Raw genomic sequence first — 16,341 nt, 5'->3', positions numbered from 1 at the left:
GGCTGCCGAAGCGCCGCCGGCGCCGGAGCCGGGCCCGCGAAGGGCGATTTCCGCCTCGGCCCCCGGCGGCCACGAGCTGTCGCCGTGGTCGATGTTCCTGAACGCCGACATCCTGGTGAAGGTGGTGATGAGCGGGCTGGCACTCGCCTCGGTCGTCACCTGGACGATCCTCGTGGCGAAGACGATCGAGCTCGGCCTCGCCCGCCGAAGCCTCGTGCGGGCGCTCGGCCGCGTCGCCGAGACCGGTTCGCTGGCCGAGGCCGAGCGGGCGCTCGGCGGGGGCGGCACGATCCTCGACCGCCTCGTCGGCACGGTCGCGAACGAGGTGCGGATCTCCAAGGGCCATGCGGAGGGCATCAAGGAGCGGGCGGTCTCGCGCTGCTCCGAGCTGGTGAAGGCGGAAGGCCGCCTCGCCCGCCGCGGCATGGGCGCGCTCGCCACGATCGGCGCGATCTCGCCCTTCGTCGGCCTGTTCGGCACCGTCTGGGGCATCATGAACAGCTTCATCGGGATCTCGCGGGCGCAGACCACGAACCTCGCGGTGGTCGCGCCCGGCATCGCGGAGGCGCTGCTGGCCACCGCCATCGGCCTCGCCGCCGCGATCCCTGCGGTGATCATCTACAACCACTTCGCCCGGGCGACCCGGAGCTACGGCGACTTGGTCCAGCGCGCCTCCGGCACGGCGATGCGGCTGCTGTCGCGCGAACTCGAGCGCGGCGAGGTCGGGCGCCATGCGCCGCTGGCGCAGGCGGCCGAGTGAGCGGGGGGCCCTGAACCATGGCGATCTCACTCGGTGGCGACGAGGACGGTGACGAGTTCGGCGAGGCGCACGAGATCAACGTGACGCCGTTCATCGACGTGATGCTCGTGCTGCTGATCATCTTCATGATCGCGGCACCGCTCTCGACGGTCGACCTGCCGATCGACCTCCCCTCCTCCAGCGCGGTTCCGCAGAAGCGACCGGACAAGCCGACCTACGTGACGATCAAGGCCGACCTCGCGGTCGCGATCGGCGAGACGCCGGTGCGGCGCGTGGACCTCGCGCAGGCCCTCGATGCGCAGGCCGATCCGAGCCGGGAGCGGCGCATCTTCCTGCGCGCGGACCGCGCGGTCCCCTACGGCGAGATGATGGACGTCCTCGAGATTCTCCGCGCCGGCGGCTACCTCAAGGTCGCGCTCGTCGCGCTCGAAGGTCCGCCCGCGGATGCGTCGGGGTCGGGGTCGGGGCCGGCGCCACGGGCGCCATGACGGGCAGGATCGGCAGAGCACACGCGCTCGGGCCTTCCGGCACGGCGCGCCTCGGCTGGCCGCTCTGGTTGGCCGCGGGCGCGTTCGTGCTCGCGCTGCATGCCGGCGGCGGCCTGCTCGCGCTCGGCTCCGCGGAGCCCGACGAGGTCGACGACCTCGGCGCCGCCGCCTTGGAGGTCGGCCTGGAGATGACGGCGCCGCGGCGCGAGCCCTCGGACCTGCCGCCCGGGCCGGAAGCCGACGACGCGGCCGCCTCGCCGGCCGTCGTCCAGCAGAAGGCCGTCGACGACCCGACCGAGCTGCCGAAGGCCGTGCCGACCGAGACGGAGGATCCGGACCGGATCGTCTCGCCGGAGGCAACCCTCAAGCCGCAGGAGGACGAGAGCAAGGTCAAGGTCGCCGAGACCAGCCCGTCGGCGGAGTCGGTCGCGTCCGAGGCCGCCGCCGCACCGACCTCCGAGACGGTCAAGGAGGCTGCGATCGCGACCGCGCCCGTCCTCGGCACCGGCGAGAGCGCCCGCCGCGTCCGCACCACGTGGCAGAAGCAGCTCATGGCCCATCTCGACCGGCACAAGCGCTACCCGGGCGGCGCCACGCATCCGACCGGCGAGGTGCTCGTGAGCTTCCTCCTCGACCGCGTCGGCCACGTGGTCTCGGCGACGGTGCTGAAGGGGTCCGGCGACGGCGCGCTCGATCAGGCCGCCCTGACGATGATGCACCGATCCGATCCGGTTCCGCCGCCACCGCCGCTCGTCGCGGACGAGGGGCTGACCTTCACGATCCCGGTGGTGTTTCGCGCCAAGCAGAAGGGCAAGTGAGACGGCCGCATCCCGTGCCGACGACACCGGAGATCGCGCGGCCCGATCCCAGCGCGCAGGGGTGCTGAAACGCAAAAATCCCGCCCCGGGTCTCCGGGTCTCCGGGTACGGGATGCGAACCTAAACGCTGTTCGATCTTAACGGCTGTTTAGGATTGGTGCCCAGGAAAGGACTCGAACCTTCACCTCTTGCAAGACTGGTACCTGAAACCAGCGCGTCTACCAATTCCGCCACCTGGGCTCGCCGGGCGCTCGGCGCCGACGAAGGCTCGTTTAGGGGGTGGCATCGGTGGCGTCAATCGGGATTCCGCATGTGCGGGCGTTCGACCGCCCGGTGTGATCGCGGCGCTCGCCTCGACGCGGATGGCCGGCCCGATGGCGAGCGCTAGCGCGTCAGAGGCTCGGCGCCGGCTCGCCGTCCTCCACGTCCGGCGTGCGCGACCGGGACCGGCGATCGAGCAGAGACCGTCCGAGCGCGCGGAACGGCGCGACGAGCCGGCGGGCGTCCTCGGCGCGTTCCATGAAGCGCTCGCCGCTGCGGATCTCCATGTCGAGGCGGGCCATGGTCCGGGCGAGCGACGGATCGTCGTCCTGCAGCCAGGTCTCGACCACGCGGGCGAAGGCGATGACGACGCCCTGGAGCTTGAGCCGGCCGAGCGGGCCCTCGGTGTCGATCCCGGCCGCGGCTAGCATGTACCGGTGGGAGTTCAGGGCCACGCCGTTCAGGGCCAGCATCGACAGCACGTCGCCGCGCAGCGCGAACGAGATGCGCCGCAAGGCCGGCTTGTACGGCGTCATCGCGTCGAGCCGGCGCATCAGCACGTCGAACAGCCGCTCGCGGGTCGGCTCCTCCGCGAGGTCGGCACCGTCCTCCTCGAGCACCTTGCGGTCGATGATCCGGGCGAGGCCAGCGAGAACCGCGCCCTTCGACGGGAACAGGTCGCGCAGCTCCGCCAGGCTCAGACCCGCCTCGCGGGCGATGTCGCCGATCTCGATGTCGTTCCAGGGCTGCTCGGCCGCCAGCCGCATCAACGCCTCCACCGCCGCCTCGCGCGGGGGCTGCGTCGGCGCCTCGTGATGGTCGCCGGGATCCGCCGGCTTGCGGCCCTTCTTCGGCGAGCCTGCTGTCTCGGTCATGCGGCCTGCTCCTGGCTGATGTCGCGCGCGCTCCGAAGGGGCGACGCGCCTCGTGACAATCGACGCGCGAAACGGCCGATCCTGTCTCGCTCCCTATGTAGGGACGCGGGCGGACGAGGGCAGTGCCTTTGTGCGCGCTTGCCGCACGAGGGCGATGGCACGTCATGCCCATTGAGCGCACGCGAGGCGCGGTGTTCGACGATGGCGGCACGATCGCGCGCCGGCCTTGCCCGCCCTGCTCTCCATCGCGGCCGTGGTCGGCAACGCGGTGGTGGATCATGGGCCGAAGGCGCTTGCGGCGCCGGCGCGGTGAGCGACAGGCCTCTCATCGCGGGATGACGGAACCGCGAGGCGCTCGGATCGACCGCCCGAACGCGATGTCCGTACCCCGATCGAAGATGCGCGTGCGCCGAAGCGTCCCCTACTCCGCGGCAACCCGAGGCGGCGCCGGGTAGCCCCGCCCATCGTTGGCGGGATGGCCGGAAGGCGCTCGCCCCGCCTCCTCCGGGTCGTCGCGCGCGCCGACGAAGCGGGAGAACAGGCGGACGATCAAGCGGGAGAGGTCGTCCATCAGCACGAAGATCGCCGGCACGAAGACCAGCGACAGGCCGGTCGAGACGATGAGGCCGCCGATCACCGCGATCGCCATCGGGGCCCGGAACTCGCCGCCGATGCCGAGCGCCATCGCGGAGGGCACCATGCCGGCGGCCATGGCGATCGTGGTCATCACGATCGGCCGCGCGCGCTTGCGGCCGGCATCGATGATCGCGGTGGCGCGGTCGACGCCGCGACCCATCTCCTCGACGGCGAAATCGACGAGCATGATCGCGTTCTTCGTGACCACGCCCATCAGCATCAGGATGCCGATGACGACGGGCATCGAGATCGGCTTGTGGAACACCAGCAACCCGAGGATCGCGCCGCCGATCGACAGCGGCAACGAGAACAGGATCGTCATCGGCTGCAGGAACGAGCCGAACAGCAGGATCAGCACGCCGAACACCATCATCAGCCCCGCGCCCATGGCGAGGGCGAAGCCGGAGAACACCTCGCCCATCACCTCGGCGTCCCCGGTCTGGCTGATGGTCACGCCCGGCGGCAGAGCCTGGGCGGTCGGCAGGTGCATGACCTGGTCGATCAGCGAGCCGAGGGCGTCCGAGCCCTGCATGTCGCCTTCCAGCGCCACGCGGATCGCCCGGTCGTAGCGGTCGATCGCGGTCGGGCCCTGCCCGAGAGACAGGTCGGCCACCGTCGAGAGCGGCACCGCGGCACCGCCCTTGACCGGGACCTTGAGGGTCTCGAGTTGGGCGAGGTCGCTGCGCAGGGTCTCGGGCAGCTGCACCCGGATCGGCACCTGACGGTCGCGCGCGTTGAACTTGGCGAGGTTGGCGCCGATGTCGCCGATGGTCCCGACGCGCACCGTCTCGGCGATCAGGTCGGTGGAGACGCCGAGATCGGCCGCGACCCCGGCCTTGGGGCGGATGCGGATCTCGGTGCGGTCGAGCGGCGCGGTCGAGATCACGTTGACGAGGTGGGGCACCTGCGCCGCCTCGCGCTGGAGGCGCTGCGACACGTCGGCGACCACCGCCTTGTCGGGACCGGCGATGATGAGCGCGAGATCGCGCTGGCCGCCCTCGCGCAAAGCCCAGAACCGGATGTCGGGCTGCTGCCGCAGGATCGCGCCGACGGCGACGTCGACCTCCTTCTGCGTGCGGTGTCGCGTGTTCTTCGGCGTCAGGTTGATGGTCAGCGAGGCGAGCCGCACCTCCTTCTTCCCCGGCAATTGCCGGCCGCCGTCGACGAACACGCTGCGGACCTCGGGCAGCGTCCGGATCTTGTCCACCAGCGCGTCGGTGACGCGCGTGGTCTCGGCGAGCTTGGCGCCGGGCGGCAGCTCGACCACGAACAGCGTGCGGGCCGCGTCCTCGGCCGGCAGGAAGCCGGACGGCAGCAGGCCGGTGGACAGGATGGAGGCGGCAAAGCAGGCCAGCCCCGCCACCAGCGTCACGAACTTGTGCCGCACCGACCACGCCACCAGGCGGGTGTAGCCGCGCATCACGACGCCTTCGCGCGTGTCCTCCGGCCCGTGGTCGCGCAGGAAGTAGGCGGCGAGCAGCGGCGTGATCAGGCGCGCGACCAGCAGCGACATGAACACGGCGGCCGCGATCGTCAGGCCGAACTGCTTGAAGTACTGCCCGGCGATGCCGCCCATGAACGAGACGGGGGCGAAGATCGCGATGATCGTCGCGGTGATGGCGATGACCGCGAGGCCGATCTCGTCGGCCGCCTCGAGGGCCGCGCGATAGGGCGTCTTCCCCATCCGCATGTGGCGGACGATGTTCTCGATCTCGACGATGGCGTCGTCGACCAGGATGCCGGTCACCAGCGTGATCGCGAGCAGGCTGACGGCGTTCAGCGAGAAGCCGAGCGTGCTCATCACCCAGAAGGTCGGCAGCACCGAAAGCGGCAGCGCCACCGCCGCGATCAGCGTCGCGCGCCAGTCCTTCAGGAACAGCAGCACGACGATCACCGCCAGCGCCGAGCCCTCCAGCAGCCCGAGCATCGCGGAATGGTAGTTGCCGACCGTGTTGGTGACGGAGGTGTCGATCAGGTCGAAGCGCACGCCCGGGTTGGCGGCGTGCAGCGACGCGATCCGGTCGGCCACGCCGACCGAGACCTCGGCATCGCTGGCGCCGGCCGAGCGCGAGATCGCGAAGGCGACCACCGGCTCGCCGTTGAAGCGGGCGAAGGTGCGCGGCTCCTCGGCGGTGTCGGTGAGCGTGGCGAGCTCGTCGAGCCGCACCTTGCGGTTGCCGGAGACGACGATCGATGTGGCGCCGAGCGTGTCGAGGGTCGCCGAGGCCGCGAGCGTGCGGATCGACTGCTCCTGGCCGCCGACCTCGCCGCGTCCGCCGGCCATGTCGGCCGAGGTCAGGCGCAGCTGCCGGTTGACGTCGGCCGCGGTGATGCCGAGCGCGAGCAACCGGTCGGGCTTCAAGGTGACGCGGACCTCGCGGGCGACGCCGCCGAGGCGCTCGACGCCGCCGACGCCGCGCACGCCCTGGATCGACCGGGCGACCACGTCGTCGACGAACCACGACAGGTCCTCCGGCGTCATCGCGGGCGCGGACGCGCCGTAGACCATGATCGGCAGGCCGGCGATCTCGACGCGGTTGATGATCGGCTCGTCGATGGTCCGCGGCAGGTTCAGGCGGATCTTCGAGACCGCATCCTTCACGTCGTTGACGGCCCGATCGGTGTTCACCTCGAGCCGGAACTCGATGGTGGTGACCGACGAGCCCTCGGTGATGGTCGAGAGGATGTGCTTGACGCCCTTCACGCCCGCCACCGAATCCTCGACCCACTTCGTGACCTGGGTCTGAAGCTCGGAGGGCGCCGCGCCCGACTGGGTGATCGTCACCGAGACGATCGGGATGTCGATGTTGGGAAAGCGCGTGATCGGCAGGGAGCGGAAGCTGACGAAGCCCAGCAGCATCAGGACGAGGAACAGGACGATCGACGGCAGCGGCCGGCGGATCGACCAGGCGGAGATGTTGAGGCGCATGACGTCGCCCCTAGCGCGCGGTCGCGTCGGCGAGCGGCGTCAGGGTCTCCGGCGGCACGGGCCGCACCCGGTCGCTGTCGCGCAGGAAGCTTCCGGCGCGCGCGACGACGGTTTCGCCGGCGGCAAGCCCGCTGCGAACCTCGGAGAACCCCGCGGCGGAGAGGCCGGGCACGACCTTGCGCGCCTCGACCCGCTCGTCCTTCACCACGAGGACCCCGGCGTTGCCGTCGGCCGCGAACAGGAGGCTGGAGACCGGAACCGCGACGCCGGTTCGCCGCGCCACCTCGACGGTGCCGCGGCCGAAGGCGCCGATGCGGAGCGCGGGATCGTCGCCGAGCGCGATGCGGACCTTGCCCAGCCGCGTGGTGCGGTCGACCTCCGGGTAGACCCGGCGGACCTTGCCGACGATCTTGCGCCCGTCCTCCAGGTCGAGCTGGGCCGGATCGCCGATCTTGATCCGCGGCAGCCAGGTCTCCGGCACCTCGCCCTCCAGCTCGATCTCGCCGCGCGCGATCAGGCGGAACAGCGGCTCGCCGGCCGCGGTCGCGGTTCCGCCGACGCGGGCTGTGCGGCGGTTCACGATCCCGGCTTCCGGCGCGCGGATCGCGGCGCGGGCGCGCTTGAGCGCGATCTCGGCACCCGAGGCCTTGGCGGTGGCGAGATCGGCCTCTGAGGCCTGCAGGCCGCCGCGGGCGGAGGCGAGCCTGCCGTCCGCGCCCTGCGCCGCGGAGACGCGCTGCTCGAGGATCGCGGCGGTGGCGTTCCCGGTCTTGATCAGGGCCTGGGCGCGCTCCAACGACAGCCGCGCCTCGGTCTGGGCCGCCTCCGACTGCACGATCTGGCTCTTGGCCTGCACGATCGCGGCTTCGGCCCGGGCGACCGCTGCCGCGTTCGCGGCTTCCTGGGTCGCGATCATCTCGGTGGAGAGTTTCGCGAGCACCTGGCCGGCGGCGACCCGGTCGCCCTCCTCCGCCAGCAGCTCGATGATGCGGAAGCCCTCGATCTCCGGCGACACCAGGATCTCGTCGCGCGGCACCAGCGTGCCGGTGATGACCGCCCGCTCGACGATCTCCCGCATCTGGGCTGGCACGACGCTGATCGCCGGCGCGATGGATTGCGGCTCGGGCACCGCCGCCGTTTCGACCGCGCCGACGGACGATGCGCCCGCGCAGAAGGCCGCCGCGAGGCCGGCGACACGCAGGGCGGCAACGAAGGATCGCATCACGGCAGTGGTCTCGCTGGCGTCCATGGGCTCGCCTGAGCCTGCCCTGTCGCACCGCAGCCCGGCGTTTTGAAGGCACGCGCCGACGCCCCGGGGAGCGTAGACGACGGCCTGGAAATAGGCGACCGAATACCTGCAACCGCGCCGCATTGAGGACGTTAAGCTTTCAACATCCCATGCGACGGGGCTCCCATGAGCATCTTCCAGATTCGTCAGACCAAGAACGGCATCGTCCTGTGGACCGGCTCGGCCGACGACGAGGCGACCGCCCTCGACGCGATGGCGCGCGAGGCCGGCTACCGCGACTTCCTCGCGCTGCCGGAATCGGTCCGCAGCAACGGCCTCGAAGCCGCGAAGCTCGACCTGATCTCCTGAGGGCGATCGCCCGGCCCGGGCGGGTCGGGCCTCACCCCATCCGACGACCATCGACCCCGTTCGGCCCCGGCCGTGCGGGGTCGATGCGTTTCACGCCACCGCGAACGCCTTGAGGTCGAAGGCGGGGTCGGCGGCCTGCTCCGGCGTCGGCGTCCGTCCGGCGCCGAGGATGCGACGGGCCATCATGTGGTCGCCCGCGCGGTTGATCGACTCGACCGCGACCAAGCGCGCGCCGCGGTAGCGGAACACCGAGAACGCCTCGCCGGCACCCCGCCGGACCGACAGGTCCGACGGCCCCGAGAGGCCGGCGATCTGCAGCTTGTAGCGACCCTGGTCGCTCCAGAACCACGGCAGCGCCACGTAGGCTGCCGGCCGGCCGGCGAGGCGGGCCGCGAGGCACCGCCCCTGGTCGATCGCGTTCTGCACCGATTCGATCCGCACGGTGCCGTCCGCGGACAATCCCGTCGCGAAGGCGCTGGGATGGCGCGTACAGTCGCCGATCGCCGAGATCGCCGGGTCGTCGGTGGCGAGAAACGCGTCGACCCGGATGCCGTCCGCGACGGACAGGCCGGCCTCGGCCGCGAGCTCCTGGTTCGGCAGCACGCCGATCCCGACCACGACGAGGTCGGCCGGCAGCTCGCGATCGTCCGACAGGCGGACGGCGCCGGCGCGGCCGCCCTCCCCCGCGATCGATGCGACGCCGGCACCGAAGGCGAAGCGGACGCCGAGCCCCTCGTGCGCGCCGCGGAAGAAGGCCCCGGTCTCGGTCGAGACCGCCCGCGCCATCGGGCGGTCGGCGGCCTCGATCACCGTCACGTCGAGGCCGCGCGCGGCGGCGACGGCCGCGAACTCGAGGCCGATGAAGCCGGCGCCGACCACGACGATCCGCCGCGCGATCTCCAAGGCCGCGCGCAGGGCGTCCGCGTCGGCGAGGTCGCGCAGCTGGCGCACGCCGGCAAGGTCGGCGCCGGGCACCGGCAGCGGGCGGTTGCGCGCGCCGGTGGCGAGAACGAGGTGATCGTACGGGAGGACGGTCCCGTCGCCGAGCCACAGCGTCCTGGCCGCCCGGTCGATCGCGACGGCCCGGGTCTGCGAACGGACCGCGATGCGGTGCTCGGCGTAGAAGGCGTCCGGGCGAAGGTGCAGCCCCGCGGCGTCGGTCTTGCCGGCGAGATAGGCCTTCGACAACGGGGGCCGCTGATACGGCAGGCCCGGCTCGTCGCCAACGATGGTGACGGGATCGGCGAACCCGGCCTCGCGCAGCGACGCGGCGACCTGGAAGCCCGCCTGCCCGCCACCGACGACGACGAGGCCGGCGCTCACGCCCTGCCCCCGGCGGCGATCGCGGCGACCGTCTCCTGGCCGAGGACCTCGACCCCCGGCAACCAGCGGGCGCCGTCCTGCATCAGGTACTCCCAGAACGCGGCGGCCGCCGGACCCAGGACCTTGTCGGCCCGGCGGACCGCGTACCAGTCGCGCCGGATCGGCAGGCCCTGGACGTCGAGCAGAACCAGACGTCCGGCCTCGACCTCGGCGGAAACCGTGTGCGCGGAGAGCAGCGCGATCCCGAGCCCGGCCATCACCGCCTGCTTGATGGTCTCGTTCGAGCCGGAATCGATCCCGAGCTTCGCCCGCTTGATGATGATCCCGTTCATGAATTCCTCGAACACCGTGCGGGTGCCCGATCCGTCCTCGCGCACGAGGTAGGCTTCCTCGGCGATGTCGGCCTTGGTCAGCCCGCGGCGGCCCGCCAGCGGGTGGTTGGGATCGGCGATCAGCACCAGGGGGTGCGGCCCGAAGATCTCGGCCTCGATCGCGAAGTCGCGCGGCGGCCGGCCCATGATCGCGAAGTCGATCTCGTAGTTGCGCAGCGCCTCGACCGTGTTGCCGCGGTTGCGCACCGACAGGTTGATCTCGACGCCGGCATGCGCCTTCACGAAGCCGGCGATCACCTGCGGCGCGAAGTACTTCGCGGTCGAGACCACGCCGAGCGTCACCCGGCCGCCGGCGCCGCCCTTGAGGATGCGGAGCTTGTCGGCGCAGGTCTCCAGCACGGTGTTGATGCTGTCGATCGCCCACAGCATCTCGCGGCCCGCATCGGTCGGCTTCAACCCGGTCGGCGTCCGGTCGAACAGCAGCAGGCCCGCCTCCTCCTCCAGCTGGCGGATGCGAGCATAGAGGGCGGCCGAGGTGACGTTGAGCTCCTGGGCGGCCCGCGTCATGGTGCCGAGACGTGCCACCGCCGCGACGGCCTGAAGTTGCTTGAGGGACAGGTTGCGCATGCGCTGTTTTTAGTTTTTTTGTAATCGGCCGCAAGAAGTTTTAGATTTCTTGCCCACAGGCGGCGTCGGTCCCTGGTGAAGGGCGACCCGCGTGCGGTATCCTGCCGGCATTCGGGCAGGTAAGGCGTGCGGCTGGCGCCGTCGCACGCATGACGGCGCGGCAGGATCTCGGGCGGAAAGGCAAGCGGATGTCGACAGGTTCACCGGCACTCGGATCGCGGCTCGATGCATGCCTCGCCGAGGCTGTCGCGGCGGAGCCGCACATGGCCGACACCGCCGCCGTGATCGCCGCGATCGCGGCGGCCTCCATCGACATCAGCGAGGTCATCGGGCGCGGAGCGCTCGGGGGCGACCTCGCGGCGGCCGGCGAGCACAACAGCGACGGCGACGTGCAGAAGGCGCTCGACGTGATCGCTCACCGGCGCGTCACGGAAGCCCTCCAGGGCGCGCCCGTCGCCGAGGTCGCCTCCGAGGAGGCCGAGGGCGTGATGCACCTCAACCCCGGGGCGCCGCTCGCGGTCGCGATCGACCCGCTCGACGGCTCGTCGAACATCGGCGTGAACATGGCGGTGGGCACCATCTTCGGCATCCGCCCGGCCGTGACCGCCGAGGGCGACCCGATCGCCTCCTTCACCACGCCCGGCACGGCGCAGACGGCGGCCGGCTTCGTCACCTACGGGCCGGCCACGGCGCTGATCCTGACGCTGGGCCACGGCACCCAGGTCTACGTGCTCGACCGTGCCGAGCGCGCCTTCCGCCTGACCCATGCCGCGCTCGAGGTGCCGGCGGCCGCCAAGGAATACGCGGTCAACGCCTCGAACGCCCGGCATTGGGACGGCCCGATCAAGGCCTACATCGAGGATTGCCTGCGCGGCGCCGAGGGCCCGCACGACAAGGACTACAACATGCGCTGGCTCGGCTCGCTGGTGGCCGACGCGCAGCGCGTGCTGATGCGCGGCGGCGTGTTCCTGTACCCCGGCGACGGGCGCAAGGGCTACGCGCAAGGACGCCTGCGCCTGCTCTACGAGGCCGCCCCGATCGCCATGCTGATGGAGCAGGCCGGCGCCGGCGCCACCGACGGCGAGCGCCGCATCCTCGACATCGCCGCCGCCGGCATCCACGAGCGCGTGCCGCTGGTCTTCGGCTCGGTCGAGGAGGTCGCCAGCGTCGCCAAGTACTACGACGGGCGCAACCACGCCGCCGGGCGCTCCCCCCTGTTCGGGCAGCGCGGGCTGATGCGCTCGTGACCTCGGGACACGCCCGGTAGCAGCATGTCGGCGCGGCATCCGATCATCTCGGTCACCGGTTCCTCGGGGGCCGGCACGACCTCGGTGCGCAACACCTTCGAGCAGATCTTCCGGCGCGAGGACGTGTCGGCGGTCTACATCGAGGGCGACGGCTTCCATGCCTTCGACCGCGAGACGATGCACGCGATGATGGCGGCGGAGCCGACGCTGTCGCACTTCGCGCCGCGCGCCAACCTCCTGCCGGAGCTTGAGGAGGTGTTCCGCACCTACGGCGAGTCCGGGCGGGGCCGGACCCGGCACTACGTCCACGACGTCGAGGACGCCGCACGCTACGGGCGGCCGCAGGGCAGCTTCACCGAGTGGGAGGATTTCGCGCCCGGCTCCGACCTGCTGTTCTACGAGGGCCTGCACGGGTGCGTCGTCGACCAGACCCTGGACCTCGCGCGCTACCCCGACCTGAAGATCGGCGTCGTGCCGGTGATCAACCTCGAATGGATCCAGAAGCTGCACCGGGACCGGTCGTTCCGGGGCTATTCGACCGATGCGGTCACCGACGTGATCCTGCGGCGGATGCCGGATTACGTGCAGACCATCTGCCCGCAATTCTCATGGACCGACATCAACTTCCAGCGGGTGCCCACGGTCGACACCTCGAACCCGTTCATCGCCCGCTGGATCCCGACGGCCGACGAATCGATGGTGGTGATCCGCTTCAAGGACCCCAAGGGCATCGACTTCTCGTACCTGCGCTCGATGCTCGAGGGCAGCTTCATGAGCCGGGCCAACTCGATCGTCATCCCCGGCGGCAAGCTCGACCTCGCGATGCAGCTCATCCTCACGCCGATCATCATGCAACTCGTCGAGCGCAAGCGCCGGCTCGCCTGACCGCACGGGTCGTCGCGGGCAAAAAGTCCGGCTGTTTTGGCCGGACTTCCCCACCCCTCATCAGCCCGCGCGAGGGCGTGTCGGCCCCGCGCGTCTCGGAACCTGCCGCATGCCAAAGGCCATCATCGCCCCCTCGATCCTGTCGGCCGACTTCGCACGGCTGGCGGAGGAGACCCGCGCCGTGGACGCGGCCGGCGCCGACTGGATCCATCTCGACGTGATGGACGGGCATTTCGTGCCCAACATCACCTTCGGGCCCCCGGTGGTGAAGGCCTTGCGCCCGCACACGAAGAAGTTCTTCGACGTGCACCTGATGATCGCGCCGGCCGACCCCTACCTCGCGGCCTTCGCGGACGCCGGCGCCGACGGCATCACCGTCCACGTGGAGGCCGGGCCGCACAGCCATCGCTCGCTCCAGACCATCCGAAGCTTGGGCAAGCGCACCGGCATCGCGCTCAACCCGGGAACGCCCGCCGCGATGGTCGAGCCGCTGCTCGACCTCGCCGACATGGTGCTGGTGATGACGGTGAACCCGGGCTTCGGCGGCCAGAGCTTCCTCGGCAGCGCGCTGGAGACGGTGGCGCGGGTGAAGGCGATGATCGCGGGCCGCGCCATCGACATCCAGGTCGACGGCGGCATCGACGCCGAGACGGTCGGCCGTGCGACGGCCGCCGGCGCCAACGTGTTCGTCGCCGGCAACGCGGTGTTCAAGGACGGCCCCGACCGCTACGCCAAGCGGATCGCCGCGATCCGCGCCGGCGCCGAGGCGGCGCGCGGCCGGGCGATCCGATGCTGATGGCGAACTCATGCTGAAGGCGCTGATCTTCGACGTCGACGGGACGCTGGCCGAGACCGAGGACCTGCATCGCCAGGCCTTCAATCACGCCTTCTCCGAGCTCGGCCTGCCCTGGCACTGGGACCCGGCGTGCTACGCCGACCTGCTGACGGTGATGGGCGGGAAGGAGCGGCTCGCCCACTACGTCGCGACCCGCCACGGCGATGCCGCGGGCCTGCGAGCGCGCATGCCGGAGATCCACACCCGCAAGACCGCGATCTACGGTGGCCTCGTCGCGGAGGGCGCGCTCGCGCTCCGCCCAGGCGTCGCGAGGCTGATCGCCGAGGCGCGGGCGGGCGACGTCCGGCTCGCGATCGCGACGACCACCACCCGCGCCAACGTGGACACGCTCCTTGCCGTCAACTTTCCGGCCGGCGACCGCCCCTTCGACGTGATCGCCTCGGGCGACGAGGCCGCCCGCAAGAAGCCGGCCTCCGACATCTTCGATCTCGCGGTGCAACGCCTCGGCATCGCGCCGTCGGAGGCGATCGCGTTCGAGGATTCCGCCGCCGGCATCCGCTCGGCGCTCGATGCCGGCCTGCCGGTGCTGGCGACCCGCAGCCGCTACACCGAGAGCCACCGCCTCGACGGCGCGTTCTCGGCGGTGTCGGATCTCGGCGAGCCGGGGCATCCGCACCGGCACGTCTTCGGGTTCGCGTGGGCGGACGGGGTGGTGACGCTCGCGGGCCTGAGGGAGTGGCACGAGAGCGTCTGACCCGTCAGTCGCGACGGGCGAGCCGGCGCCCGGCCGACTGCCGGCGCGCATCGTGCCGCCCCTGCGCTTCCGTCGCGAACAGCGTCGTCCCCGCGACGAGACCCAGTGCCGCGGCAAGCCCGAGCTTCAGCCATTTCGGGTCGGCGGCGGCGACGTGGCCGACGGCGCGGTCGTCGAAACGGCCATGGGCGCCGGGATCGGTGTCCACCGGCTCGTAGAGGTTGTCGGCTCGGTGCTTGTTGGCGCGCACGCTGGTCATCTCCCCGCGATATCCGTGACGGGCGAGATACCCGTCGATCCAGCCCGGGATCACCATGTTGCCGACGATCGCCTTCCAGGCCGACGTCCCGATCCAAAGCTCGCGCGGCGCCGCCTGCGCAGCCGCGTAGACGTGGCGGGCGATCGCCTCGGGTTGGTAGATCGGCGGCACCGGCTCGAGCTTGCGCGGCAGCACCGAGCGGGCCCAATCGAATTGCGGCGTGTTCACCGCAGGCAGCTGCACCATCGTCAGCCGCACCTTGCTGCCGTCGTGCAGCAATTCGCTGCGCAGCGAGTCGACGAAACCGCGCACCGCCGCCTTGGCCGCGCAATAGGTCGCCTGCAGGGGGATCGAGCGGTAGGCCAGGGCTGAGCCGATATGGACGATGGTGCCGGAATCCTTGGGCACCATGTGCTCGAGCGCGGCGAGCGTGCCGTGGACCTGGCCGAGATAGGTCACCTCGGTGACGCGACGGAACTCCTCGGCGGAGGTCTGCTGGACGGGCGCGTAGACCGTCACCATCGCGTTGTTGACCCAGACGTCGATACCGCCGAACGCCGCGACGACCTCGGCGGCCGCCTGGCTCACCGCGTCCGCGTCGGCGACGTCGGCCGCGAACGCCATCGGGCGTCCGCCGGCCCGCACCACGTCCTCGATCGTCCCGTGCAGGCCGGCCTCGCCGCGGGCTATCAGGCCGACGTTCCATCCATGCCGGGCGAACTCGCAGGCGACCGCCCGGCCGACGCCGGCGCTGGCGCCCGTGACCACGACCGTCCGTTTCCGCTCAACCTGTTTTCGCATTCTGTCCTCGTCGGCGCGCCGGTCGGCCGCGGTTCGGGAACGCCCGTCGCCGCCGATCTTTCCGTCGTCGGCCGATCGCGTTCCCGTGTGCCGCCCGCGTTGCCTCCCCGCGCCGCACGCGCGTATAAACCGCGGCATCCCCGCCCGGCGGCGTCGAGGGCGCGAGCCCTCCGCCGCCAAGACCCAAAGAACGCGCGACGCCATGGCCGGCCATTCCCAGTTCAAGAACATCATGCACCGCAAGGGCCGGGTGGACGCCGTCCGCTCGAAGCTCTTTGGGAAGCTCGCCCGCGAGATCACGGTGGCGGCCAAGCTCGGCCTGCCCGATCCGGCGATGAACGCGCGCCTGCGCGCCGCGATCATCGCGGCCCGCGCCGAGAACGTGCCCAAGGACAACATCGAGCGGGCGATCAAGAAGGCGGCCGGTGCCGACGGGGAGACCTACGAGGAGATCCGCTACGAAGGCTACGGCCCGGGCGGCGCCGCGCTGATCGTCGAGGCGCAGACCGACAACCGCAACCGCACGGCCTCCGACGTGCGCTCGGCCTTCACCAAGTCCGGCGGGAGCCTCGCCGAGACCGGCGCCGTCGCGTTCATGTTCGACCGTGTCGGGGTGGTCGGCTTCGCGGCCTCGGTCGCCGACGCCGACACGATGCTGGAGGCGGCGATCGAGGCCGGCGCCGACGACGTGCGCTCCGACGAATCCGGCCACGAGATCACCTGCGCGCAGGACTCCTTCGGCGAGGTCACCAAGGCCCTGGAGGCGCGCTTCGGCGAGCCGACCCGCACCGGCCTCGTCTGGAAGGCGCAGAACACGATCGACGTCGACGACGAGACCGGCGAGAAGCTGATCCGCCTCGTCGAGGTGATCGAGGACCAGGACGACGTGCAGAACGTCTACGTCAACTTCGCCCTGTCCGACGCGCTGGTGGCCAAGCTCGAGGCCTGAGGCG

The 16,341-nt window shown here is 71.4% G+C and carries 15 protein-coding genes and 1 tRNA gene; 9 read left to right on the top strand and 7 right to left on the bottom strand.

Annotated features, from left to right (window positions below; genetic code table 11):
* The 3 genes from exbB to FV230_RS05695 form a co-directional block, all read left to right on the top strand.
* The coding region (gene exbB, locus FV230_RS05705; protein ID WP_246694755.1) for a tonB-system energizer ExbB at positions 1-760 on the top strand (760 nt) is incomplete at its 5' end.
* A 17-nt stretch (positions 761-777) separates the two neighbouring features.
* On the top strand, positions 778-1,248 hold the full coding sequence (gene exbD, locus FV230_RS05700; protein WP_147841620.1) for a TonB system transport protein ExbD: 471 nt from the start codon (positions 778-780) through the stop codon (positions 1,246-1,248).
* Positions 1,245-2,066, top strand: a complete 822-nt coding sequence (locus FV230_RS05695; protein ID WP_147841619.1) for a TonB family protein — start codon at positions 1,245-1,247, stop codon at positions 2,064-2,066. Before exbD ends, FV230_RS05695 begins: the two co-directional genes overlap by 4 nt.
* Before the next feature lie 155 nt (positions 2,067-2,221).
* On the opposite strand, the gene FV230_RS05690 is transcribed toward FV230_RS05695, so the two are convergent.
* From FV230_RS05690 to FV230_RS05675, 4 genes are all read right to left on the bottom strand, one after another.
* Positions 2,222-2,306: transfer RNA gene (locus tag FV230_RS05690), tRNA-Leu, on the bottom strand.
* 152 nt (positions 2,307-2,458) lie between these two features.
* Complete coding sequence (locus tag FV230_RS05685; RefSeq protein WP_147841618.1) at positions 2,459-3,202, bottom strand: TetR/AcrR family transcriptional regulator; 744 nt, start codon at positions 3,200-3,202, stop codon at positions 2,459-2,461.
* 421 nt (positions 3,203-3,623) lie between these two features.
* The gene (locus FV230_RS05680; protein ID WP_147841617.1) at positions 3,624-6,767 is read right to left on the bottom strand and encodes an efflux RND transporter permease subunit; all 3,144 of its coding nucleotides are present in this window, start codon (positions 6,765-6,767) and stop codon (positions 3,624-3,626) included.
* Between the two features lie 10 nt (positions 6,768-6,777).
* The gene (locus FV230_RS05675) at positions 6,778-7,989 is read right to left on the bottom strand and encodes an efflux RND transporter periplasmic adaptor subunit (protein WP_147841616.1); all 1,212 of its coding nucleotides are present in this window, start codon (positions 7,987-7,989) and stop codon (positions 6,778-6,780) included.
* 192 nt (positions 7,990-8,181) lie between these two features.
* Between FV230_RS05675 and FV230_RS05670 the strand changes: the two genes are divergently transcribed.
* Positions 8,182-8,364, top strand: a complete 183-nt coding sequence (locus tag FV230_RS05670) for a hypothetical protein (RefSeq protein ID WP_147841615.1) — start codon at positions 8,182-8,184, stop codon at positions 8,362-8,364.
* 90 nt (positions 8,365-8,454) lie between these two features.
* Here the strand turns inward: FV230_RS05670 and FV230_RS05665 are convergent, their stop codons facing one another.
* Entirely contained in the window at positions 8,455-9,687 is a 1,233-nt protein-coding gene (locus FV230_RS05665; RefSeq protein WP_147841614.1) for an FAD-dependent oxidoreductase, read from the bottom strand.
* Positions 9,684-10,646, bottom strand: a complete 963-nt coding sequence (locus FV230_RS05660) for a LysR family transcriptional regulator (RefSeq protein ID WP_147727027.1) — start codon at positions 10,644-10,646, stop codon at positions 9,684-9,686. The genes FV230_RS05665 and FV230_RS05660 overlap by 4 nt, the downstream gene beginning before the upstream one ends.
* Before the next feature lie 188 nt (positions 10,647-10,834).
* On the opposite strand from FV230_RS05660, the gene FV230_RS05655 reads away from it, so the two are divergent.
* The 4 genes from FV230_RS05655 (at position 10,835) to FV230_RS05640 (ending at position 14,328) form a co-directional block, all read left to right on the top strand.
* Positions 10,835-11,893 carry a class 1 fructose-bisphosphatase gene (locus FV230_RS05655; RefSeq protein ID WP_147841613.1) on the top strand — a complete coding sequence of 353 codons (1,059 nt, stop codon included), beginning with the start codon at positions 10,835-10,837 and terminating at the stop codon, positions 11,891-11,893.
* Between the two features lie 24 nt (positions 11,894-11,917).
* A complete protein-coding gene (locus FV230_RS05650) occupies positions 11,918-12,778 on the top strand; it encodes a phosphoribulokinase (protein WP_147727025.1) in 861 nt (286 codons plus the stop codon).
* A 109-nt stretch (positions 12,779-12,887) separates the two neighbouring features.
* Complete coding sequence (gene rpe, locus FV230_RS05645) at positions 12,888-13,574, top strand: ribulose-phosphate 3-epimerase (protein ID WP_147841612.1); 687 nt, start codon at positions 12,888-12,890, stop codon at positions 13,572-13,574.
* A 10-nt stretch (positions 13,575-13,584) separates the two neighbouring features.
* Positions 13,585-14,328 (top strand): HAD-IA family hydrolase, encoded by a 744-nt coding sequence (locus tag FV230_RS05640; protein ID WP_147841611.1) that lies wholly within the window; start codon positions 13,585-13,587, stop codon positions 14,326-14,328.
* A gap of 4 nt (positions 14,329-14,332) precedes the next feature.
* On the opposite strand, the gene FV230_RS05635 is transcribed toward FV230_RS05640, so the two are convergent.
* Positions 14,333-15,388: an SDR family oxidoreductase gene (locus tag FV230_RS05635; RefSeq protein WP_147841610.1), complete on the bottom strand. Its 1,056-nt coding sequence runs from the start codon at positions 15,386-15,388 to the stop codon at positions 14,333-14,335.
* A gap of 202 nt (positions 15,389-15,590) precedes the next feature.
* Between FV230_RS05635 and FV230_RS05630 the strand changes: the two genes are divergently transcribed.
* The gene (locus FV230_RS05630) at positions 15,591-16,337 is read left to right on the top strand and encodes a YebC/PmpR family DNA-binding transcriptional regulator (RefSeq protein WP_147727021.1); all 747 of its coding nucleotides are present in this window, start codon (positions 15,591-15,593) and stop codon (positions 16,335-16,337) included.
* Positions 16,338-16,341 lie beyond the last annotated feature (4 nt).

It is taken from the genome of Methylobacterium sp. WL6, from assembly GCF_008040095.1.
Lineage (GTDB): Bacteria > Pseudomonadota > Alphaproteobacteria > Rhizobiales > Beijerinckiaceae > Methylobacterium.
Note: the sequence above shows the minus strand (reverse complement) of the source record. Positions and strands in the feature narration are given on the sequence as shown.